This is a genomic window from Symbioplanes lichenis, assembly GCF_030709675.1.
Taxonomy (GTDB): domain Bacteria; phylum Actinomycetota; class Actinomycetes; order Mycobacteriales; family Micromonosporaceae; genus Actinoplanes; species Actinoplanes lichenis.
The window spans coordinates 567,186-587,889 of the sequence record NZ_JAUZQD010000003.1 but is presented as its reverse complement, the minus strand read 5'-3'; the positions used below and the strand labels follow the sequence as shown (position 1 = coordinate 587,889).

Here is a 20,704-nt window from a genome sequence, read left to right as displayed (position 1 = left end):
GAGCGTTCCTGAGCGAAGGTTGAGGCAACCGATACGGTGATCGAATGGTTGCGGCCCTGGAGCTTTATCTCGACGTCGACGCCACCCGGCGGCTCCGGACGCTGTGGCGCGCACTGGAGGCCGAGGGCATCCCCACGATGGGGTCCCTGCACGAGAAGCACCGCCCGCACCTGTCCCTGGCGGCGGCGCGCACCCTCGACCCCTCAGCGGTGGCGAAGGCGCTCGACGGCCTGCCCGTGGCCCGGGAGCTGACGCTCGACCTGGACTTCACGGGACAGTTCGTCGGCCGGGTGCTGTGGCTCGGCGTCACGCCGACGGCCGAGCTGCTCGGCCATCACCAGGCCGTGCACGAGCGGCTGGCGGCGGGCGGCGTGGAGGTGTGGGAGCACTACCGGCCGGGGCGCTGGATCCCCCACTGCACGGTGTCGCTGCGCGTGCCCAACCCGATGATGGCCCAGGCCGTCCGCCGCTGCCTGGAGATCCTTCCGGTACGCGCCCACGTGGCGGGCGCGGCCGTCGCCGACCACGCCAACGACATCGCGTACCCGCTGACCTAACGCCGGGCCAGCCGGCGCTCCCCGGAGGCGCCGGTGACATAGGGCAGGTTGTAGTGCGCGAAGACCCCCGGCTCGTCCGCGGCGGTCAGCTCGCCGTCGAGGTCGATGCTCGGCGCGTCCCCGACCAGCTTCTTGCCGTAGCGCACGCGCACCGCGCTCGGCAGCACCGTCGCCCCGTCCACCGGCACGAACGCCAGCCGGTGCCGCCCGATGATGCCCACCTTCACGGTCACGAAGGCCGGCTGGTCGGTGGCCGTGTCGACGTACACCGCCTCGAGGTCGCCGATCTTGTCGCCGTCGGGGTCGATGACCTTCTCCCCGCGCCAGTCGCGCAGGTTCTCAGCAGGGAACATGCTCCTCAAGTGCCCGGACGGCCCCGCGCGAAACGCTGCACCAGCCTGTGGGTCAATCGAGCGCATCGGCAAGCGCCTGCGGAAGGTCGAACTTACGCCGTTCCAGCTCAGATAGGGGACGCGTTGTGTGTGTCGCCCGAACGGTTGAGCCCGGCGGCGGCAGGCGCCACGTGAGGACAGCTCCCTCGCGCGTCACGGCGACCAGATCGTCGTCCCAGCGGAGGCCTCGGACGTCGTCGGCGGGTGTCATCGGCAGCGTGGCGATGCGCTGGGTGAGATCCCCGTCCCACAGGTCGAGGCCACCTTCTTTGTACCTGCACGCCACCCACCGGGCCCGGGCATGGAAGCAGAAGCAGGACACCGCCCGATCCAGCTGCCCGCGGGGCCGCTCCGACTTCGGCTCGAAGATGTAAAGCCTTCGGGAGGACGAAAGGGCCAGCCGCATGCCATCGTCGGACCAGCACAGCCCACGCACCACCTCATGGGCGATACGCCATCTTCGGCATGGATCGCCGGTATCGGCGTAGTAGGTGACGAGATCGTCGCCGTCCACGGTCGCGATGAAACGGCCGTCGGGTGACCAGGCCACCCAGCCTTCGAGATGGGTGGAAGCTGCTATGTCGCGCAAGACGTGACCTGACTGCACATCACAAATGCTCACGGAGGAGGCCCGCCGGTAACCCGCGAAACCGCGCCGTGCCGCCGCTATGCGACTGGAGTCGGGCGACCACGATAGATCACCTCCCTCGCAGTCCGCGTTGATCGTCCGGAGTTGGGCGCCGGAGAAGGAATCCCATATGACGATCTGGCGGCCGTCCGATCCTGCGATGAGGCGCCCCGACGGGGACCATTTGGCTGATCCGCGCTGCCGGTGGTGAGTGGCCGGCCGCGGCGGGGTGTGCAGGACCGTCGGCATCCGGTTTGTCGAGACAATGCACGGCGGCCCCGATCTCGACCACGTCACGGCCCTGTCCCGGCCGGGACTCCACGAAATGCCCTCGACGTCACCCGGCGGCGGGAAGGGACCGTCACGCCACCCCTGCGGTGCCGGCCAGCGAGACCATCGAGCTCTCGGATCGCCCCTGGCCTCGAGTGCCTCGCTGTTCAGAAACACCTCTCGTGTAGCCGAGGCCGTGGAAGGAGGATGTTCGACAACCTTGCGGAAGGTGCTGGACCCATCGGCACCAATCTCACGAATCATCGAGCCGTCGGCGGACCATACGATGCCGGACGCGGATGAGGTCCGGTACACGGCCAGAACCTGCCCGACGGAGGTCAAGACCCGCACGACTCTTCCGTCACGGCCGTCGCCGAAAGCCACCAACAGAAAATCACTTGTCGGCGACCACTCGACCGTCCGGCCACCAAGCGCGCTGCCCACCTCGTCGGCGAAGACCACCTCGGGTTGCGGCATCCACCGCCAGACGGCCATATGGCCATTGTCGATCACGGCTAGGAACCGTTTGTCGGGCGACCAGGTCAGCTGAGAGTTCGGGCCCAACGCGATCCGAATTAGCCGCCGTAAAGCCACCTCGCCTTCCACCTTCCAGATCTCCATGCTGGAGGCGGAGGCGACCGTGAACACCGTGTCGCCGATCCATCGCAACGCCTCGGGGGCCGCGACTTCGGTTCGGCCGATCTCGTGGAGGCGCTTCTCGCCGGCCAGTTGGTGCAGCTCGATCGCGCCGACGGTCGATACGAGCACCGCATACCTGCCGTCGCGGCTGATGGCAGTGGTGCTTTCGATGTCGTCGGGGTGCAGCAGCAAGGTTTCCAGCAGACTTCCGGCCTTGTCCCACCGGCAAAGACGCCCGCGCTTGTCCACCGTCACAAACGAGCCGTCCGCGCACAGTACGCCCGAGGTCACAGCGGCGGCGTGACCAATCATCAGGCGTCGCCGACCAGGCTCTGCGGTGAAGCCCCACAGGGTCAGTTCAGCGATGCGTGAAGGGAAGATCTCGTCGATGGCTGCCGCCACGATGGCCGTCGCCAACCCGGGATCCTCGGCGAAAACGTCCTGTGCCGCCAAGGCCACACGATCAGAGCGATCGCTGAGGCGGCGGTTCTCGGCGGCGCGCGAAGCACGCAAGAAGTCCGCTAAGCGACCGGAATGAGCCAGCGCCTCGACGCACGCTTCGGCCTGCCGCAGGGTTCGGCCGCGTATGAGGTCGTGCTCGCTGCGAGCGGCCCACCATTCGGAGGCTCGCTCTTCGAGCAACCCGACCTGCCGCAATTGATGCTTGTGCCGAGAGACCATCTCGGACAACGTGCCCCACTGGCGGAAGACGGCATCATGAGCGAACTGGAATGCGGTGCCATCCGCGGCATCGACGAGGAGCCGGGCCTGACGAAACTCTTCCACCACGGCCAGCGACGCAGCGTTCAGGTGCTTGCGAAGAACCCTGCTCCGCACGAAGTCGCCGTTCTCATAGCTGACAAACCTCAGCAGGGTCGCTTCCACCGGCGCCGCGGAGGACAGCCGCCGATGGACTTCGTCCGCCTGCTCGGCGATCGCACCGGGCACCCGGCCGGCGTTCTTGTACGCGGTGTGCGTGACAGTGCCGTCACCGATCTCCGAGAAGAGGCGCTGCAGCAGAAGACCCAGCAGCGGGAGCGCGTCCCCCACTGTGGCCTCGGCCACCATGACGTCGACCAGACCCGTTTCGAACGTCATGCCGGCCGCAGCTGCGGGCTTCTCGATCGCCTCCCGGACGTAGCGAGGTTCCAGGGGACCGATCGGGACAGGCTGTTGGAAGAGAGCGGGTTCGGCATCGGCCGCCGCGGCGAGATACTCCGGCCGGATCGCGGCAACGACATGCATCCGAGGCTGCACTTCGAGCAAGCGTCGCAGCAGCGTGAGGAAAGGCGCGGCGTCGGCGACGACCGCTGCGGCGAACACCTCCTCCAACTGGTCGATGACCAGGAGAGTATTGCGCCGGCCGCCCTGCACGATCCGTGACGACAGCGGGGACACGTCCCGGACGCGATCGCCGGCAGCTGCACGTAACGCGCCGGCCAGCGCAGCGGCGTCCGCTTCGACGACGGCCCCGGCTAGGGAGCGGAAGACATCATTCCCGGGCAACACAGGCCCCAGCACTTGCCATCCGGATCCCATGGCCGGGATCAGACCCGCTTGCAGTACCGACGATTTGCCGCTACCCGACGGGCCTACCAGGGCGACGAAGCGCTGAGCCGGCCCGATTCCGGATCCCTCCAGTCGTTCACGCAGAGCAGCGGTCTCGCCGTCACGGCCGCAGAAGACACTTTCGTGATCCTTGTCGAAGGCGGCCAGTCCCGGGTACGGATTACCGCTGACCCAGGTGACAACGGTCCGGCGCCTGCGCCACCACACCCAGGCAGCCCATGCGCCGATGGAAGCGGGCACCCAGACGTAGGGATATGCCGTCAGGGGCCGGAGTGGTCCCCACCAGCTCGACGTCTCAGCCGTCAACAGGTTGATCGCGAACCCGAAGAACACACTGAGCAGCAATGGGCTCAGTTCCACGGCGGCGCCGTCTTTGCGCAAGCCGCCTCCTCACGGGCGCGAGGCAAGCACCAAGGCACGAACTTGTTTCCCCACGCTAGGCCGAGTGTCCAGATCAGCTCAAGAACGCCGGTGTGCCACCCGCTCAGAACTTGAGGCAGATGAACGGCCCGCGCACGCCGGCGCTGAACCGTTCGGCGGCGCCCAGGGCGCGGAGGACGCGCTTGCGGGGGCCGAGGCTGGTGCCCGCCGTCGCGTACAGGGCGCCGAGCGCGAGTTCGTCGCCGCAGCCGACCGCGGCGAAGCCGTCCGCCGCCTGGGCCACCTGGTAGTCGTCGTGCACCGTGAACAGCCGCCCCTTCACCCCGACCAGGAAGGTGCCGCCCTCCTCCCGGTCGTTCTCCTTACGGGCCCAGCCGCCGGTCTTGAGGCACTCGCGCAGCGCGTCCACGAACACCGTGGACATGAACGCCTCGAGATCGCCGGCGGGCTTGGGCAGCGTCAGGGAGTAGCGCAGCAGCTGACCCATCCGGAACGACGTCGTGAAGCCGAACAGGTACTTGTCCTTCCGGAACACCTTCTCGTCGGCCCGGACGGTCAGCGAATAGCCCGAGACCCCCGCGCTGTCGCCGCCGATGAAGACCCTGCCGCCCTGCTCGACCCCGACGATCGCTGTCATGACGATGACCATGGCAGGTCGCCCGGGCCGGGCAGGGCGTGCAGTCCAGATCCCGACACGCGGGCCGGGGTCAGCTCGCCAGGAAGCGGCGGACCTCGGTGAGGATCGACGTGTCGGTCAGGTAGGTGATGTGGTTCTCGCAGGCGACGTAGTTGTTGGTCGCGCCGCTCAGGGTGGTGCTCGTGTAGGGCAGGATGACGCCGTCGCACGGGGAGTACCAGGTGGCGTAGCGGGTGGGCGCCGGCGTCTCGTCGCCCGCGGAGATCGTGCGGATGAAGGAGGAGCCCGGGTACATCTGCTGGCACGTGACGAAGGTCAGGCAGGCGCCCGCGGCGGTGGTGCCGTGGTTGGCGCCGGCCAGGGAGGCGACGTGGTCGACGTAGGCCGCGCCGCCGAGTTGCTTGACGTACCACTGGGTGACGAGGCCGCCCATGGAGTGGTTGACGATGTCGACCTTGGCGGCGCCGGTGCGGCTGCGGACCGAGGCGACATAGGAGGCCAGGCCCTGGGCGTTGGTGATGTTGTTGCCGTAGGAGTTGTACTCGTAGGCGTACAGGTCGCTGCTGCTGTAGCCGCCCGCGCGGAAGAGGGCGATGGCGCTGGTCCAGTTCGAGGCGCTGCCCGTGTAGCCGTGGACGAAGACGACGGGCGTCCCCGGGGCGGCCGCGGCGGGTCCGGCGGGGAGGGCGACGAGGGTGACGAGCCCGGCGAGCAGGGCGGTGACGAGTGCGAGCATCCGGCGCAAGGGGAACCTCCTGAGGGGATCGCGTCCTCGCAGCGTCGGCCCGTAACGGAAATGACACATCGGTGAAATCACCGGCCTTCCGTTCCGGGGCCGAAGCATCGACACTGGTCGACATGGCACCTGCACGCTTCGTGCAAAAACATCCGGCGGACCCGGCCCGCCTGCTGCGCCGGGCCAAGGCCGTCACGGGTACGGACGAAGCCCTCGCCGCCGCCCTGCGCGCCCTCGCCGCCCGGACTCCCCCGGCGACGGCCGCCACCGCGCTGCGCCACGCCGCCCGGGTCACCGCGGACCCGCGTACCAGGGAAAACGCTCTTGTCTCGGCCGCCCGGCAGACGTGGCTGGCGGGTGCGCCCGGCCCCGCCACCGCCCTGTTGCGCGAGGCCGGACCGCGCGCCCGCACCCGGCTCGTCGCCGCGGAGATCGCGCTGCACACCGGGCCCGGCGGCGCCGACGAGCTGATCGCGGCGGCCGTGCAGCTGCCGCCCGGCCCGGCCGTCGAGGCGCTGCTGCACGCGGCGGACGCCCTGCACCGCGCTGGGGACGACCGGCGGTTCGCGGAGGTGGCCCGCCTCGTCCTCGCCCGCCACCCCGAGCCGACGCCGGCCGCCGAGCTGGTCGCCGGGCTCGCCGCGCTGTGCCGGGACGACCAGGCCACCGGCTTCGCGCACCTGCGGGCGGCGCAGGCCCGGGCCGCGGCGACCGGGCAGGACCTCGTGCCGGGCTCGACCGCCGCGGTGCTGACCGGCGCCGACGGGCTGCCGCTGGCCAGCCGGGCCGTCCGCCTGATCCGGCAGCGCGGCGAGACGGCCCTGCTCCCCCGCGCCCTGGAGGCGGCCGCCTTCGCCGCGCTCGCGACCGGCCGGCACGACGCCGCCACCACGGCCGCCACCGAGGGGGCCGAGCTGGCGGCCCGCACCGGCCAGACCGCCCTCGCCGAGGTGCACCTGGGCATCCTCGCGGTGCTCGCCGCCCTGGCCGGAGATCGAGAGACCACCCTTCATCGCGTACGCCAGTCAGGTGCGCAGGACAGCACCACCGGCCCGGGCTCGGCGCGCGCCCTGTGTCAATGGGCGCTGGCCGTGCTCGACCTGATCGACGGCCGGGCGGCGGCCGCGGCCGGACGGCTCGCCGGGCTCGTGGTCACCCCGTCCGGGCACGGCAACGCAGTGCTCCAGGTGGCGGCCACCCCGCACCTGGTCGAGGCGGCTCTGAACGAGGTGCCCGCCGGGGTGCTCGGGCCGTTCGAACGCTGGACGACGGCGACCGGCCGCGCGCCGTGGCTGGCCCTGCGCGCCCGGTGCCGGGCCCTGCTGGCGACCGATCCGGGCGACGCCGACGACCTGTTCCGGGAGGCACTGGCGGAGCACGACCGCGGCGACACCGACTATGCCCGGGCGCACACCGAGCTCCTGTACGGCCGGCATCTGCGCGCCCACCGCCGCCCCGCCGACGCCCGCGAGCACCTGCGGCGCGCCACCGACACGTTCACGTTGCTCGGGGCGGGGCCGTGGGCGGGACAGGCGGCGGCGGAGCTGCGGGCGGCCGGGGCGGCGGCTCCGGGCGTACGCGGGAATCTGACCGCGCAGCAGGAGCGGATCGCCCGCCTGGCCGCCGACGGGGCCACCACCCGGGAGATCGCGCAGCAGCTCGTCCTCAGCCCGCGCACCGTGGACCACCATCTACGCAACGTGTTCGCGCGGCTGGGCGTCCGCTCCCGCACCGAGCTGGCCCGCCGACTTCCATTGACGGAGCCGTGACGCGCCGTCAATCATGATCACCGTGACCGACTACGACGCGATCCTCGTCCCGGGCGGCGGGCTGACCCCCGACGGCCGCCCGGCCCCCTGGGTCCGGGCCCGCCTCGACCAGGCGATCCGCCGCTGGTCCGGCCAGCCGATCATCGCCCTGAGCGCCGGCACCACCCACAAGCCGCCGCCCCGGGACGCCCGCGGCTTCCCGATCTTCGAGGCGGTCGCCAGCAGCCGCTACCTGCAGGAGCAAGGCATCCCCGGCGAGGTCCTCTACAGCGAGACCGCCTCCTACGACACGATCGGCAACGCCTACTTCGCCCGCGTCGTCCACACCGGCCCCATGGGCATCCGCCGCCCGCTGGTCATCACCTCCGAGTTCCACCTCGCCCGCACCCGCGCCGTCTTCGACTGGATCTTCGGCCTCCCCGGCACGACCTACAGCCTCCTGTACGAATCCGTCCCCGACGCGGGCCTCGACGGCGTCGCCCTCCGAGCCCGCGTCGAGCGCGAACGCCTGGCCCTGACCAATGTGTTCAGCCTCCGCCAGTCGCTGACCAGCCTGCCGGAGCTGCACCGGTGGCTCTTCACATCGCACTCCGCCTACACGGCCGCCCCCTTCACCCCCGCAGCCGGCGCGGCAGGCGGCACCTACTGAGGGACGCGTCAATTCCGGTCGCCCGCGAACCGGGCCAGCGCCAGCAGGAGTCCGACGCTGCCGGCGAAGGCAGCACCGCCGGTGAGGACAGCCGAAGGCACGTTGTTGCCTGCCGCGAGGGACAGCATCCCCGCGGCTGCGCCGATGACAAGGGCCAGTATCAGGACGACTGCCACCTGACGCCGGCGGCTGCGTTCCGTCAGTACTTGCGGTCTTCGGTCGATCATGGCGAACCACCCCAGGGAGACAAGAGACGACATGGTCAGCGTCTATTCGCCGCCGATGAATTTCCACGCCAATTCACATTGCGGCAGAGGATCACGTTGCGTGACGTTTCAGCCGTATGGCAAGCTGAGGTACAGCCATCAGCCGTACAGCAGGTGATGAACGTGCCGCATCGCGGATCATGAGAAGGTCGAATAGTTGCGGCGAGTCTTGGCCGATATTCCACGATCCTCAGTCTGGTTGAATAGGGTCTGATAGTGACTACGCCATCTCCGGGACGCTTCGGCGCCCTGCAGCCGATCGCCAACAAATGTGCCAGCAGCTCCTGCCCCACCGTTTATCGAAGTGACACTCCGGGGGTCCTGGTGGTCCAGGGGTTCTCGGTCACGCCGCAGGAGGCGGGCTTGGACGTTCCGGACGGGGAGATGCTGATCGAGATTCCCGTCGAGCTGCTGCGAGAAGCCGCTCGCCATCTCTGAGCCCGGTTCAGCTGCGACGTCCGCGAGGGGGTGATCCGTGTCGCCCGGATCAGAGCCCCCCGCGGAGCCGGAAGAAAGTGTCGGCGCCGCCTTGGCGCGACTGCGGCACTCGCAAGGTCTCACCGGCGCCGACCTGGCCGCGCGCGTCGGCATGAGTCAGCCGAAGATCTCCCGCCTCGAACGGGGCGTGGCCGTGCCCGACCCCGAGGACGTCCGCCGGATCGCGCGGGCCCTCGGCGCCAGCGAGCGAGAAGCGAACTCCCTGGTGGAGCGGGCGGAACGGCCGCACAGCCACATGACGGACTGGCGTCCGGAGGCGGGTGGGCTCGCCACGCGGCAAGTGTCCGTGGCGCGGTGGGAGGCGACGGCGAGGGAGATCAGGGACTTCGAACCCGCCGTCGTCCCGGGGCTGCTGCAGACGAGTGGCTACGCCCGCGCCATGCTGCTCGGGTTCCAGCAGCTGCACGAGATCGACACGCCGGACGAGGCGCACCGCGCAGTGCCGGCTGCCGTGACCGAGCGGATTCGCCGGCAGGAGATCCTCACCGACACCGCCAAATCCTTTCACATCGTCTTCACCGAGACGGTCCTCAGCTATGCGATCTGCCCGCCGACGGAGATGATCGCGCAGATCGGCCGGGTGCGCGAAGTCGCGCGTCAGGACAACGTGGACCTCCGCGTCATCACTGCCGACACATCGATCGCCATTCCGCCGGTGCACGGATTCGTGCTTTTCGACGACACCATGGTCGTGGTCGACGCGTTCAACACCGGCCTGATCTCGCGGAGCCGCAAGGACACGCGGAGCTATCGCCGGGTCTTCGACCTGTTCGAAAACTCCGCGGGCGCCGTCGATCCGACCCTCGACAAGTACGAGGAGCTTTACGTCCGGCGTTTGCGCGGATAGCCGTCAGGCGGCGCGCGGGAGGGGGCCGGGGAGGGACAGGGTCAGGCGGTCGAGGTGGTCGGCGTCGGGAGCGTACCTGGCGTGCAGGGAGAGGGTACGCAGCTGCCAGCGGTCCTCGGGGCCGGTCTGCGCGGGGCCGCCGAGGGCCGACCACATGGCGGCGCGGCGCGGGACCGGGCCCGCTCCGGCGGGGAGTTCGCCGTGGTACGGGGTGAACGGGCCGGGCGTGAAGTGCAGGACCACCGTGGTGATCAGGCCGGCCGGGCCGGTGTGGACCTCGACGCCGGTGTGGCGGGCGGTCGCGCGGCCGGGGCGGGGCGTCAGCCCGTACTCCGCGCAGAGGCGGCGGATGCCGGGGTCGCGGGCCGGGCGGCCCAGCACCAGGGCCAGGTCCGGGCGGCCGACGCGGCGGGCAGGGACGGCCGTGCTCAGGTGGGCCATGGTCGACATCTCCGGGAGAGGGCTGTGCCCGCACCACCGTAGGCCGGGCACGCCACCGGCTCAAGACGGTCCCACCCGCAGGGGGTCACCCGGGAGATCCTTTCGGCGGTGTTGGCCCGCGCGTCATGGCGCCGTTGCTCGCGTGTCGCGCGGGTGACCTGGACTCTCACGCGGGGACGCCCGGCGACCGTCGCTCGGGGTGGTCCCGTGGAGGAGACGTGGCTGACCGCCGACAGGTCCTGCGCATCGGGGCGCTCGCCGCCGGGGCGCCGGCCGTGCTGGGCGCCACCGGGGGTCCCGCGCTCGCGGGCGGCTCGCACGAGCGGAGGGGCAGCCTGGTGATCGGTCACCGGGGCGCCTCCGGTTACCGGCCCGAGCACACCCTGGCGTCCTACGAGCTGGCCGCCCGGATGGGCGCCGACTTCATCGAGCCCGACCTGGTGTCCACCAAGGATCACGTGCTCGTCTGCCGGCACGAGCCGGAGATCGGCGGGACGACCGACGTCGGCTCGCGGCCCGAGTTCGCCTCGCGCAAGCGCACGGTGACCCTGGACGGCGTGGCGGTCACCGGCTGGTGGACCCAGGACTTCACGCTCGCCGAGCTGAGGACCCTGCGGGCCAAGGAGCGCATTCCCGCCGTACGCCAGCACAACACCCTCTACGACGGCCTGTTCCCGGTGCCGACCTTCCAGGAGGTCCTCGACCTGCGCGAGAAGCTGTCGGACGAACTCGACCGGGAGATCGGCGTCTATCCGGAGACCAAGCACCCGACGTTCTTCCGCAAGCTCGGGCTGGATCTGGAGACCCCGCTGGTCAAGGCCCTCCGCCGGGCCGGGCTGGACCGCAAGGACGCCAAGGTCTTCGTCCAGTCCTTCGAGGCGGCCAACCTCGAGGCCCTCAACGACGACTTCAAGCTCCGGGCCCCGCTCGTCTTCCTGACCAGCGCCGCCGGCACGCCCTTCAACGACCCCAAGCCGTACGCCGAGTACCTCACGCCGGCCGGCCTGAAGGCCCTGTCCCGCTATGTCGACGGCATCGGCCCGGAGAAGAACCAGATCATCCCCCGGACCGCCGCCGACACCCTCGGCGAGCCGACGAGCCTGGTCCGCGACGCGCACGCCGCCGGCATCAAGGTCATGCCGTACACGTTCCGTGCCGAGAACCAGTTCCTGCCCGCCGACTACCGCGTGGGCACCGACCCGACGGCGTACGGCCGGGCGATCGACGAGCAGGTCACCTTCCTGCGTACGGGTCTCGACGGCCTCTTCACCGACCAGGCCGACATCGGCGTCCTGGCCCGCGGCATCGCCTTCGCCCGCGTCTGAGCACGCCCCCGGGCCCGCCGGCCGAAAAAGCGCGAGCCGGCGGGCCCGGGTCGTCAGTCGGTGCTGTCGGTCACCGTCCCGGCGGCCGCGCCGATGTCGGGGCCGAACTGCAGGGACACCACCTCGGGCCCCTCGGCCACGGCGTCGGTCACCGTCGGGACCTCGACGTCGGCGGTGAGCTCCCCGGCGTACACGAAGGTGTAAGCGACCGCGCCCGTCTGCGACAGCGGCCGTTCCGGCTCGGGCCGCTCCGCGGAGTTGAGCCAGAACCAGTCGGGGTCGACGTCCAGGGTCGACAGCTCGGTCCCGGCGGCGGGCGGTTCGAACTCGCCGGCCACCAGGATCACCGACTCCGCGGCGGTGGACAGCGTCGCGCGCCAGCTCAGCGTGCCGCCCTCGGCGACCGTGCCCGCGACCGGGGCGAGGCTGATCTCCGGCGCCGGGTCGTCGTTGACCACGCTGACCGTGCCCTGGAAGTCGCCGACGACCAGGCCCCGTTCCGCCTTGGCGAGCACGCGCAGCTCCTCGCCCTCGCCGTAGAGGGTGTCGCCCGTGACCTCGACCGGCACCTCGATGAGACGCTCGCCGGGCTCGACGGTCTCGGTCCACACCTTGCTCTCGTAGGTGGACGTGTCGAACAGAGCCAGCCGCACCCGTCCGCCGCCGTCGCCGGTCACCCTGACCGGCACTTCATACGTACGGCTGCCCGAGTCGCCCTCGGTCACCGAGAGGCCGCCGATGTCGATGCGCGGCAGGGAGCGCGCCCGCGGGTCGGGAGTGCCCGGCCGGTAGCCCCACGCGTCGAGCAGCCACGCCTGGCCGGCCGGGGTGCGCGGGGTCAGTTCGAGGCTCGTCAGGGTGCCCCGGAAGCCGCGCAACGGCACCCGTACCTCCTGGGCCCAGAGCCCCACTGTCGACTCGGTGCCGGGCAGTCCGTCGGCGCCGATGTCCCCGAGCGTGGTGCGCCGGCCGGAGCGGTCCACGACGGTCACACCGAACCGGGTGCCCGTCGAGTTCGGCGGCACGATCAGCCGCAGCGCGAGGTCCCGGGAGCCGCCGAGCGTCACCGGCCGGGCGGGCGTGAGGGTCAGTGGCGTCCCCGTCGCCGACCAGCGCAGCTCGGCGGCGTAGCGACCCGGTTCGGGGATCACCTGCCGGAAGGGGGTGAAGTGCAGGGACTGGTTGCGGCCGGCCAGCGACTTCACGCAGTAGTCCGCGGGTTCGTACGTGACCTGCTCGCAGATTCTCGCGCCGCCGCCGGCGGCGACGGCCGGGTCCGGCAGGACCGCGGCCTTGCGGGCGCCGCCGAGGGCGTGGGTGAGCACGTGCGCCGGGTCCGCCGACGGGGCGCGGACGCCGCTGCCGTCGAGCAGCGGCAGCATCCGGTCGTCGCCGGCGAACAGCCGGGCGGCAGCCGCGATGTACGTGGCGCCGGCGTTCTGCTGCTGCCGCGCGGTCAGCCGGGTGGGCGCCGCCGTGCCGCACACCGCGTCCTCCGGGTCGACGAACTGCCAGTCGTCGAAGGAGGTCGCGACCGACTGGCCGGGGGTCCACTCGGTGTTGAAGTAGTTGTGGTTGGCGCCGACGACGTACACCGAGCTGTGCAGGGCCGTGCCGGTGCTGACCCCGCGGGTCGCGTCGGTGACCATCTGGCCTTCCAGGTTCGCGACGTCGCCGTCGCAGCCGGGCAGGATCGTGACGGATGGGACGTCCGGGACCGGGTTCTGCCCGACCATGGTGGGGCCGATCAGCAGCATCCCGCGGATCGTCCAGCGGGCCTTCCGCGAGGAGCCCGGCGGCGGGGTGAGCGAGTCCATCGCCGCCCGGTTGACGCCCTCACCGCCCCGCGAGTGTCCCATGAGGAAGACGGTGCCCAGGTCGGCGCGGGGCACGGCCCGCACGATCGCGGGCGCTGCCGCCCGGCCGGCGCCGGCCCAGTCCGCCCAGAGTGCGAGATGCCGCCGTACGAGCGACGACCGTCCCTGCGCCCCGCCGTCCTCCAGCTCCCCGTCCTGTCCGTTGATGCCGTTCGCCGCGATCGACACGGTGATCCAGCCCTGCGAGGCGAGCAGCCGTTGCGCCTGGAGATAGCCCCGGTGACTCGGGATCGGCTGCGAGCCGGCGGGGCACGGCCAGTCCACGACCCACTCGTCGCCGCTGTAACAGGTCATGTGCCGCCCGTGCAGGAACAACGCCAGTGGCCGCCGGCCCGGGGCGTTCCTCGGGGCGACCACCACGGCTTGCATCTCGATCGGTGCGGCGAAGCCGGGCAGGGTGACGGAGGCGAGCCGGTACTCGCCCTCGGCCGTCCGATAGCGCCCTCGCACGCCCGGGTCGGCGGTGTGCGCCGGGAGCGTGGCCGGGGTGCTGACGGCCTGCTTCGTCCGGGGCTGCGGCACCGGGCCGGTCCGGTCGAGGCGGCGGCCGGCCGCGCGTACCGAGAGATCGGTCAGGCTCGGCACCTGGCCGACGCCGAGCCGGAAGGTCTTGTGGTCGGGGGTGAAGCGGGGCACGCCGAGCCGGCGCTCCCCCGCGTAGAACTCCACGACGGCGTCGCCGGGCGGCACCTGCCGCCCGGCCCGCCAGACCAGCTGGCCCTGCTCGATCGACCAGCCGTCGGGCAGCGCGGCCCCGGCCGGCGGCGGGCCGGGCTCGGGAGTGGCCGAGGCCTGCGTCGCACCACTGAGCACCAGCGCCCCCGCGAGCGCCGCGACGAGCAGTCTCCGGATCGACATACCTCGTGTCTAGCCGATGGCGCGACAGGTTTCGATCCCGTTCGGGCTCGATGCAGGCGAAAGAGCAGCTCAGGCGCGGCAAAGACGGGCGGTGACCCGGGTCCGGCCGTAGGTGACGTCGGCGCGGTAGCCGGCGGGAGCGGTCACGTGCGCGAACCGGCCGGTGACGCGGCGGGCGGTCAGCACGGTGGCCGGCGTGGCGGCGGTCAGGGCCAGGGTGCCGCCCAGCTCGGCGTGGCCGGCCACGTCGAGACGGCCGGTCAGGGCGCCGCCGCGCTGCCGGTAGTCGCCGTGGACGCGCAGGGTGCCCGCCGGCTGCAGCGTGCCGCCGGTCACGGTGACGTCGCCGGTGCCGAGGGTGGCCGCGACCAGGGTGCCCGCCTGGAGCAGGGTGCCGCCCCGGTAGGTCGTGGCGCCGGTCAGGGTCAGGGTGCCGGTGCCGCGCTTGACGAGCCTGCCCCGGCCGGTGATGTCGTTGCGCCAGGTGCCGGCGACGTCCATGGTGACCGTAACGTCGTGGTCGAAGGCGCCGTAGCCGTCCGCCGCGGCGAAGAGGTCGAGGCGGCCCCACAGCTCCGGGCCGTCGAGCAGCGGATAGCCGGACGGCACGGCCGTCGTGCGCAGGACCTCGCGGCGCTGGGCCGGCGAGAGGTAGGGGAACAGGGTCTCCAGGAGCACTTCAGCCCCCTGCGGTACGACCATCGGGGCGTCCCGCCGGCCGGTGCGCGGCAGCCCGTACGTGAGCCGGGGCTCAACGATGCGCCGGTTCGCGCGCCGGTCGGCGTACTCGTCGGGGCCCTTTCCGGCGGCGGGCAGCAGGACGTCGATCGCCTGGCGACGGGCGGCTGCCTTGAGGGCCCCGTTGGCCGGGTCGGCAAGCGTCGCGGCGGCCAGGGCGGTAGCGAGGATCCGGCCGCCGATGACGTCGACCGGCGAGTGCATGCCGGCGACGATGCGCGTGTCGCTGAGATCGAAGGCGGCCGTGACGAGCTGCTGGAAGCGCTCGGGGATCGCGTACGCGAAAGCCAGCGCGGCCAGATGGAAAGCGTTGGTGTGCCCGCTGGGGAAACCCCCGTCGTCGGCCGGGGTGGTGCTGCGCTGGCGCAGCAGCGTGGGCACGACCTGGACCGGGGAGTCGTAGACCGGGTAGCCGAACGCGTCCACAGCGCCCGTGTCCACGACCTCGCTGCCGGCCGTCATCCGCCACGGGCGCGGGTACTGGTAGGCGGCCTTGCTCGGGTTGCCGGACGCGTAGGGCCCGCGCACAGTGTTGACCAGCGTCACCACCTGGCCGAGCGGCGAGTCGGGCGACCCGGCCCCGAGCGCCGAGCCCGCGGGCGCCCCGGCCGGCACGGCGTCGTCGATCTTGGTCGCGGGGGTGGTCGCGGGCGCGGTGGTGATGCCGGTGACGGCCTGGGCGATCGACTTGTACGGCGCCGCGAGCGCCCCGAGCCCGGCGATGGCCGCGTAACTCTGGTGCTGCCGGTCCTGCACGAACGCGCGGTCGGCCTGGGCGCGCGTGCGGGTCTTCGTGACTCGGGTGACGTACCGCATGCTGGCGTGCAGGGTGGCCGGATCGAGCACCGTGCCGGTGTCCCAGGTGGCGCCGGTCCGCCAGACGCGCTGCATCCCGGAGAGGACGCGCACGGCGGCGTTGGTCTCCGCCGTGAGGTTCGCCGTGACGTTCGACCGGTAGTCGGCGACGAAGGGCAGGCTCGCGGCGGCCGCGGGCAGGCCCCGCAGGATCGCGGGCCCGGCCACGACACCGGCGGTCGCGGCGACGGCGGCCCGCAGCAGGGTACGACGGTTCAGCAGCAGATCGGACACGCCACCAAGATCATCGACCGGGATGGCGCCCCGGCGAACGGCACATGGCGATCGGCCGGACAGTGAGCGACGGACCCGGCCCGGGGAGGGCTGTAAGTGGCATCCCGGATGTGATCGGCGGCCGGGCCGATCCGTGGCTGCCCGGCCGGCCGCGCGAGCTCATGGTCTCGGTCTGGTACCCGGCGTGCGGCGGAGGCGGACCCACCGCCGAGTACGTGACCCCGCGGGGCGAGCAGCTGGGCCGGCGGGTGCAGCCGCTCTCCGGCACGCGGTGCCTGGAGATCACCCGGGCGTACGTCGCCGCGTTCGTCGACCGGCACCTGCGGAACCGGCCGGGACCGTGGCCGCACTACGCCGAGGTGGTCACACAAAGGCGCTGAGCCCGGTGACCGCCCGCCCGACGATCATCGTGTTGATCTCGCGGGTGCCCTCGTACGAGTACAGCGCCTCGGCGTCCGCGACGAAGCGGCCGATGTCGTAGTCGAGCACGATGCCGTTGCCCGCCAGCAGCTCCCGCGCCCAGCCGACGACCTCGCGCATCCGGGTCGTCGTGTACGCCTTCGCCAGCGCCGAGTGCTCGTCCCTGAAGTCGCCGGCGTCCTGGAGCTGGGCCAGCCGGACGACCATGCCGAGCGAGCCGGTGAGGTTGCCGAGCATGCGGACGAGCAGATCCTGGACCAGCTGGAACTTGCCGATCGGGCGGCCGAACTGCTCGCGTTCCCGGGCGTAGTTCAGGGCGATCTCGTACGCGGCGAGCATCACGCCGACGGCCTCCCAGGCCACGCCGCTGCGGGTGGCACGCAACACCTTGGCCGTGTCCTTGAAGGTGGCGGCACCACGCAGGCGGTTCGGGTCCCCCACGACGCAATCCTCGAGGACGATGTCGGCGTTCTGCACGATGCGGAGCGCGATCTTGTTCTCGATCTTGGTGGCGGTGAAGCCGGGGGTGCCCTTCTCGACGACGAAGCCCTTGACCTGATTGTCGTCGACGTCACGGGCCCAGACGACGGTCAGATCCGCGAACGTGCCGTTGCCGATCCAGCGTTTCGCGCCGTTGAGGATCCACCGGTCGCCGTCGCGCCGGGCCGTCGTGCGCAGGCCGGCTGCCACGTCCGAGCCGCCCGTCGGCTCGGTCAGTGCGAAAGCACCGATCTTGTCGAAGGAACGCATCGACGGCAGCCAGCGCTCCTTCTGCGAAGGGGAGCCACAGGTCTCGATGCTGCCCATGGCCAGCCCCGCGTGCACCCCGTAGAAGGTCGCCATCGACGCGTCGGCGCGCGCCATCTCCAGGGACAGCCAGCCCGAGAGCAGGTTCGACTGGTCCGTGCCGGCGATGCCCAGGTCCGCGTACCCCTTGATCAGGTCGTGCGGGAAGCTGGCGCGCGACCAGTGCTCGTTGGCGATCGGGACGACCTGGGTGGCGAGGAACTCGCGCACCCGCGCGACGACGTCCGCCTCGGCGGGCGCGAGCAGGTCCTGGAAGCGGTAAAGGTCACCCGTCAGCATGACGGACCCATACCCGCGAACGGGCTCACTAGACTTCGGCCTCATGCTCACCATGCAGGACGCGCTCGCCCGCCTCACGGCGTACTGGACCGGCCAGGGATGCCTGGTCGTCCAGCCGATGAACACGGAGGTCGGCGCGGGCACGCTCAACCCGGCCACCTTCCTGCGGGTGCTGGGCCCGGAGCCGTGGCGCGTGGTCTACACCGAGCCTTCGGTACGCCCGGACGACTCCCGTTACGGCGAGAACCCGAACCGCCTGCAGACCCACACGCAGCTCCAGGTGATCCTGAAGCCCGACCCCGGCAACTCGCAGGAGCTCTATCTGGGCAGCCTCGAAGCGCTGGGCATCGATGTCAAGGCCCACGACGTGCGGTTCGTCGAGGACAACTGGGCCGCCCCGGCGATGGGCGCGTGGGGGCTGGGCTGGGAGGTGTGGCTCGACGGGCTGGAGATCACCCAGTTCACCTACTTCCAGCAGGCGGGCGGGGTCGAGCTCGACCCGGTCAGCGTCGAGATCACCTACGGCATCGAGCGCATCATCATGGCGCTGCAGGGCAAGACCCACTTCAAGGACATCGAGTACGCCGCCGGCGTCAGCTACGGCGAGGTGTTCGGCCAGTCCGAGTACGAGATGTCGCGCTACTACCTCGACGACGCCGACGTGGCGGCCAACCGCCAGCTGCTCGAGCTGTACGCGGCGGAGGCGCAGCGGCTCATCGACGAGGGCCTGCCCGTGCCCGCCCACACGTACGTGCTGAAGTGCTCGCACGCCTTCAACGTCCTCGACTCCCGGGGCGCCGTGTCGACCGCCGACCGGGCCGCCGAGTTCGCCCGGATGCGCCGCCTCGCCGGGGACGTGGCCCGGCTCTGGGTGGCGCGCCGGGACGAGCTGGGTCATCCGCTCGGCGAGTCGGAGCCGTTGCCCGAGGCGATCGCGCCGGCGGCGTCCACCCCGGCGAGCGACCGGCCGCGGACGCTGGTCTTCGAGATCGGCACCGAGGAGCTCCCGCCGTCCGAGGCGCGCGCCGCCCGCTCGTGGTTGCGGAACGAACTCTCGGAGCAGCTGGACAAGACCCGGCTCGCGCACGGCACCGTGACGATCCATGCCACCCCCCGGCGGCTCGTCGCGGTGGTGCCCGGCGTCGCCGCGCGTGAGGAGGACTACACGCAGACGGTGAAGGGCCCGAAGACCACCGCGCCCGAGAAGGCGAAGGAAGGCTTCGCGCGCTCGCAGGGCGTACCCGTGGCTGCTCTCGAGGTCGAAGCCGGGGCCTTCGTCGTGCGCAAGCAGGTGACCGGCGGCGCGGCGCTCGACGTGCTCGCGCCGGTGCTGGCCAAGGCCGTCAGTGGGCTGCGCGCCGCGAAGAACATGCGCTGGAACGACCCCCGGCTGGCCTTCACCCGCCCGATCCGCTGGCTCCTCGCGCTCTGGGGCGACGACGTCGTGCCGGTCGCGGTGGGTGCGCTCGAGGCCGGCCGCGAGACCCGGATTCTGCGTACGGCGGCCGAGCCGGTGCTCCGCGTCGCGTCGGCCGAGACGTTCGTGGAGACCATCTCCGTCAACGGCATCGTCGCCGACCCGGACGACCGCCGCGAGCTGATCGTCTCCGGCGCGCAGGAGCTCGTCCACGGCGAGGGCCGCATCGACGTCGCCGGCGAGAGCGCGCTGATCGACCAGATCACCTATCTCGTGGAGCAGCCCACGCCGCTGCTCGGCCGCTTCGACGAGCGCTATCTCGAGCTGCCCGACGCCGTGCTGACCACGGTGATGCGCAAGCACCAGCGCTACCTGCCGGTGCTCGGCGACGACGGCGAGCTGCTGCCCATGTTCGTCACCGTGGCCAACGGCCCGGTTGACACCGACCTGGTCCGCGAGGGCAACGAGGCGGTGCTGCGGGCCCGCTACGAGGACGCGGCCTTCTTCTACCGCGCCGACCGCGGCACCCCGATCCCCGAGCTGCGCGACCGGTTGCAGCGCCTCACGTTCACCGACAAGCTCGGCTCGATGGCCGACCGCGCGACCCGCATCGACTCGCTCACCGGCCTGCTCGCCTCGGCCGCCGGGGTCAGCCGCGCCCACGACACCGTGGCCGACCGGGCCGGCGAGCTCGTCAAGTTCGACCTCGGCTCCCAGCTCGTCACCGAGATGACCAGCCTGGCCGGCGTCATGGCCCGCGACTACGCCCTCCACGCGGGCGAGCACCCGGCCGTCGCGCAGGCCGTCTACGAGGCCGAGCTGCCGCGCTCCGCCGGGGACGCCCTGCCCGAGTCCGTACCCGGGGCGTTGCTGTCCCTGGCCGACCGCCTCGACCTGCTCGCCGGCCTGGCCGCGACGGTGGGCCTGCCGACCGGCAGCAGCGACCCCTTCGCCGTCCGCCGCGCCGCGCTGGGCCTGCTCGCCGTGCACCGCGCCCACCCCGACCTGGCCCGGCTCAGCCTCTTCGACGGCCTCAAGTGGGCCGCGTCGCTGCAGCCGGTCGCGGTCGACGAGACGGTCCTCGCCGGCATCCGCGAGTTCCTGACCCGCCGCCTCGAGCAGATCCTCACCGAGGAGGGCCACCCCGTCGACCGGGTCCGCGCCGTGCTGCCCCAGGCCGGCCGCCCCGCCGTCGCCGACCGGCTGCTCGCCCAGCTCGGCCGCCTGGTCTCCGAGGACGGATTCCGGGCCCTCGCCGAGGCCATCCAACGCGCCCGCCGCATCGTCCCCGAGGGCACCCCGGCCACCTACGACGCCGCCGTCCTCAAGGAGCCCGCCGAGCTGGCCCTGCACGAGGCCGTCACCGAGGTCGCCACGACCATGGACCTGGCCCCCGACCTGGGCCGCTTCACCGTCCAGGCCGCACCGATCGTGGCGCCGGTGCACCGCTTCTTCACCGACGTCTTCGTGATGGACGACGACCCGGCGGTCCGGGCCGCCCGCCTCGGCCTGCTGGCCGCCGTTCGCGACCTCGGCGCCGGCATGATCGACTGGCCGCAGCTCAAGCTCTGACCCCCCGCCGGCCTGTCGTGCCGGCCACCGCCAGGAAGGACCC

General features: G+C 71.8%; 17 protein-coding genes. 8 read left to right on the top strand and 9 right to left on the bottom strand.

Annotation, left to right across the window (positions count from 1 at the left end):
• Window positions 1-44: 44 nt before the first annotated feature.
• Entirely contained in the window at window positions 45-557 is a 513-nt protein-coding gene (locus RAN62_RS09775; RefSeq protein ID WP_305784205.1) for a 2'-5' RNA ligase family protein, read from the top strand.
• Here RAN62_RS09775 and RAN62_RS09770 read toward each other — a convergent pair.
• The 4 genes from RAN62_RS09770 to RAN62_RS09755 all read right to left on the bottom strand — a co-directional run bounded on the left by RAN62_RS09770 (window position 554) and on the right by RAN62_RS09755 (window position 5,809).
• Window positions 554-910, bottom strand: coding sequence for a PRC-barrel domain-containing protein (locus RAN62_RS09770; RefSeq protein ID WP_305784204.1), 357 nt, complete (start codon window positions 908-910; stop codon window positions 554-556). The genes RAN62_RS09775 and RAN62_RS09770 overlap by 4 nt on opposite strands.
• 52 nt (window positions 911-962) lie before the next feature.
• Window positions 963-4,436: an nSTAND1 domain-containing NTPase gene (locus RAN62_RS09765; RefSeq protein ID WP_305784203.1), complete on the bottom strand. Its 3,474-nt coding sequence runs from the start codon at window positions 4,434-4,436 to the stop codon at window positions 963-965.
• A gap of 103 nt (window positions 4,437-4,539) precedes the next feature.
• Window positions 4,540-5,073 (bottom strand): hypothetical protein, encoded by a 534-nt coding sequence (locus RAN62_RS09760; RefSeq protein ID WP_305784202.1) that lies wholly within the window; start codon window positions 5,071-5,073, stop codon window positions 4,540-4,542.
• A gap of 70 nt (window positions 5,074-5,143) precedes the next feature.
• Window positions 5,144-5,809, bottom strand: a complete 666-nt coding sequence (locus RAN62_RS09755) for an esterase/lipase family protein (protein WP_305784201.1) — start codon at window positions 5,807-5,809, stop codon at window positions 5,144-5,146.
• A 122-nt stretch (window positions 5,810-5,931) separates the two neighbouring features.
• Here RAN62_RS09755 and RAN62_RS09750 point away from each other — a divergent pair, with 122 nt between their 5' ends.
• Together RAN62_RS09750 and RAN62_RS09745 are read left to right on the top strand one after the other, a co-directional pair.
• The gene (locus RAN62_RS09750; RefSeq protein WP_305784200.1) at window positions 5,932-7,578 is read left to right on the top strand and encodes a helix-turn-helix domain-containing protein; all 1,647 of its coding nucleotides are present in this window, start codon (window positions 5,932-5,934) and stop codon (window positions 7,576-7,578) included.
• A 22-nt stretch (window positions 7,579-7,600) separates the two neighbouring features.
• The gene (locus tag RAN62_RS09745) at window positions 7,601-8,227 is read left to right on the top strand and encodes a YdcF family protein (RefSeq protein ID WP_305784199.1); all 627 of its coding nucleotides are present in this window, start codon (window positions 7,601-7,603) and stop codon (window positions 8,225-8,227) included.
• A gap of 8 nt (window positions 8,228-8,235) precedes the next feature.
• Here the strand turns inward: RAN62_RS09745 and RAN62_RS09740 are convergent, their stop codons facing one another.
• The gene (locus RAN62_RS09740) at window positions 8,236-8,454 is read right to left on the bottom strand and encodes a hypothetical protein (RefSeq protein WP_305784198.1); all 219 of its coding nucleotides are present in this window, start codon (window positions 8,452-8,454) and stop codon (window positions 8,236-8,238) included.
• A gap of 255 nt (window positions 8,455-8,709) precedes the next feature.
• On the opposite strand from RAN62_RS09740, the gene RAN62_RS09735 reads away from it, so the two are divergent.
• Window positions 8,710-8,931 carry a hypothetical protein gene (locus RAN62_RS09735; protein ID WP_305784197.1) on the top strand — a complete coding sequence of 74 codons (222 nt, stop codon included), beginning with the start codon at window positions 8,710-8,712 and terminating at the stop codon, window positions 8,929-8,931.
• Between the two features lie 91 nt (window positions 8,932-9,022).
• Window positions 9,023-9,838, top strand: a complete 816-nt coding sequence (locus RAN62_RS09730) for a helix-turn-helix domain-containing protein (RefSeq protein ID WP_305784196.1) — start codon at window positions 9,023-9,025, stop codon at window positions 9,836-9,838.
• A 3-nt stretch (window positions 9,839-9,841) separates the two neighbouring features.
• On the opposite strand, the gene RAN62_RS09725 is transcribed toward RAN62_RS09730, so the two are convergent.
• Complete coding sequence (locus tag RAN62_RS09725; protein WP_305784195.1) at window positions 9,842-10,279, bottom strand: hypothetical protein; 438 nt, start codon at window positions 10,277-10,279, stop codon at window positions 9,842-9,844.
• Between the two features lie 218 nt (window positions 10,280-10,497).
• On the opposite strand from RAN62_RS09725, the gene RAN62_RS09720 reads away from it, so the two are divergent.
• Window positions 10,498-11,604 (top strand): glycerophosphodiester phosphodiesterase, encoded by a 1,107-nt coding sequence (locus RAN62_RS09720; RefSeq protein WP_305784194.1) that lies wholly within the window; start codon window positions 10,498-10,500, stop codon window positions 11,602-11,604.
• 53 nt (window positions 11,605-11,657) lie between these two features.
• Here the strand turns inward: RAN62_RS09720 and RAN62_RS09715 are convergent, their stop codons facing one another.
• Window positions 11,658-14,339, bottom strand: a complete 2,682-nt coding sequence (locus tag RAN62_RS09715) for a hypothetical protein (protein ID WP_305784193.1) — start codon at window positions 14,337-14,339, stop codon at window positions 11,658-11,660.
• 69 nt (window positions 14,340-14,408) lie between these two features.
• A complete protein-coding gene (locus RAN62_RS09710; protein ID WP_305784192.1) occupies window positions 14,409-16,166 on the bottom strand; it encodes a phosphatase PAP2 family protein in 1,758 nt (585 codons plus the stop codon).
• A 62-nt stretch (window positions 16,167-16,228) separates the two neighbouring features.
• On the opposite strand from RAN62_RS09710, the gene RAN62_RS09705 reads away from it, so the two are divergent.
• The gene (locus RAN62_RS09705) at window positions 16,229-16,546 is read left to right on the top strand and encodes a hypothetical protein (RefSeq protein WP_305784191.1); all 318 of its coding nucleotides are present in this window, start codon (window positions 16,229-16,231) and stop codon (window positions 16,544-16,546) included.
• Here the strand turns inward: RAN62_RS09705 and RAN62_RS09700 are convergent.
• Window positions 16,530-17,672, bottom strand: a complete 1,143-nt coding sequence (locus tag RAN62_RS09700; RefSeq protein ID WP_305784190.1) for an acyl-CoA dehydrogenase family protein — start codon at window positions 17,670-17,672, stop codon at window positions 16,530-16,532. The genes RAN62_RS09705 and RAN62_RS09700 overlap by 17 nt on opposite strands.
• 43 nt (window positions 17,673-17,715) lie before the next feature.
• On the opposite strand from RAN62_RS09700, the gene RAN62_RS09695 reads away from it, so the two are divergent.
• Window positions 17,716-20,661, top strand: a complete 2,946-nt coding sequence (locus RAN62_RS09695; RefSeq protein WP_369077155.1) for a glycine--tRNA ligase — start codon at window positions 17,716-17,718, stop codon at window positions 20,659-20,661.
• Window positions 20,662-20,704 lie beyond the last annotated feature (43 nt).

Excerpts from the sequence above, each read along its gene's own strand:
- RAN62_RS09775 (WP_305784205.1), top strand. The coding sequence starts at position 45 with ATGGTTGCGGCCCTGGAGCTTTATCTCGACGTCGACGCCACCCGGCGG.
- RAN62_RS09770 (WP_305784204.1), bottom strand. The coding sequence starts at position 910 with ATGTTCCCTGCTGAGAACCTGCGCGACTGGCGCGGGGAGAAGGTCATC.
- RAN62_RS09760 (WP_305784202.1), bottom strand. The coding sequence starts at position 5,073 with ATGACAGCGATCGTCGGGGTCGAGCAGGGCGGCAGGGTCTTCATCGGC.
- RAN62_RS09755 (WP_305784201.1), bottom strand. The coding sequence starts at position 5,809 with ATGCTCGCACTCGTCACCGCCCTGCTCGCCGGGCTCGTCACCCTCGTC.
- RAN62_RS09750 (WP_305784200.1), top strand. The coding sequence starts at position 5,932 with ATGGCACCTGCACGCTTCGTGCAAAAACATCCGGCGGACCCGGCCCGC.
- RAN62_RS09740 (WP_305784198.1), bottom strand. The coding sequence starts at position 8,454 with ATGATCGACCGAAGACCGCAAGTACTGACGGAACGCAGCCGCCGGCGT.
- RAN62_RS09725 (WP_305784195.1), bottom strand. The coding sequence starts at position 10,279 with ATGGCCCACCTGAGCACGGCCGTCCCTGCCCGCCGCGTCGGCCGCCCG.
- RAN62_RS09715 (WP_305784193.1), bottom strand. The coding sequence starts at position 14,339 with ATGTCGATCCGGAGACTGCTCGTCGCGGCGCTCGCGGGGGCGCTGGTG.
- RAN62_RS09700 (WP_305784190.1), bottom strand. The coding sequence starts at position 17,672 with ATGCTGACGGGTGACCTTTACCGCTTCCAGGACCTGCTCGCGCCCGCC.
- RAN62_RS09695 (WP_369077155.1), top strand. The coding sequence starts at position 17,716 with ATGCTCACCATGCAGGACGCGCTCGCCCGCCTCACGGCGTACTGGACC.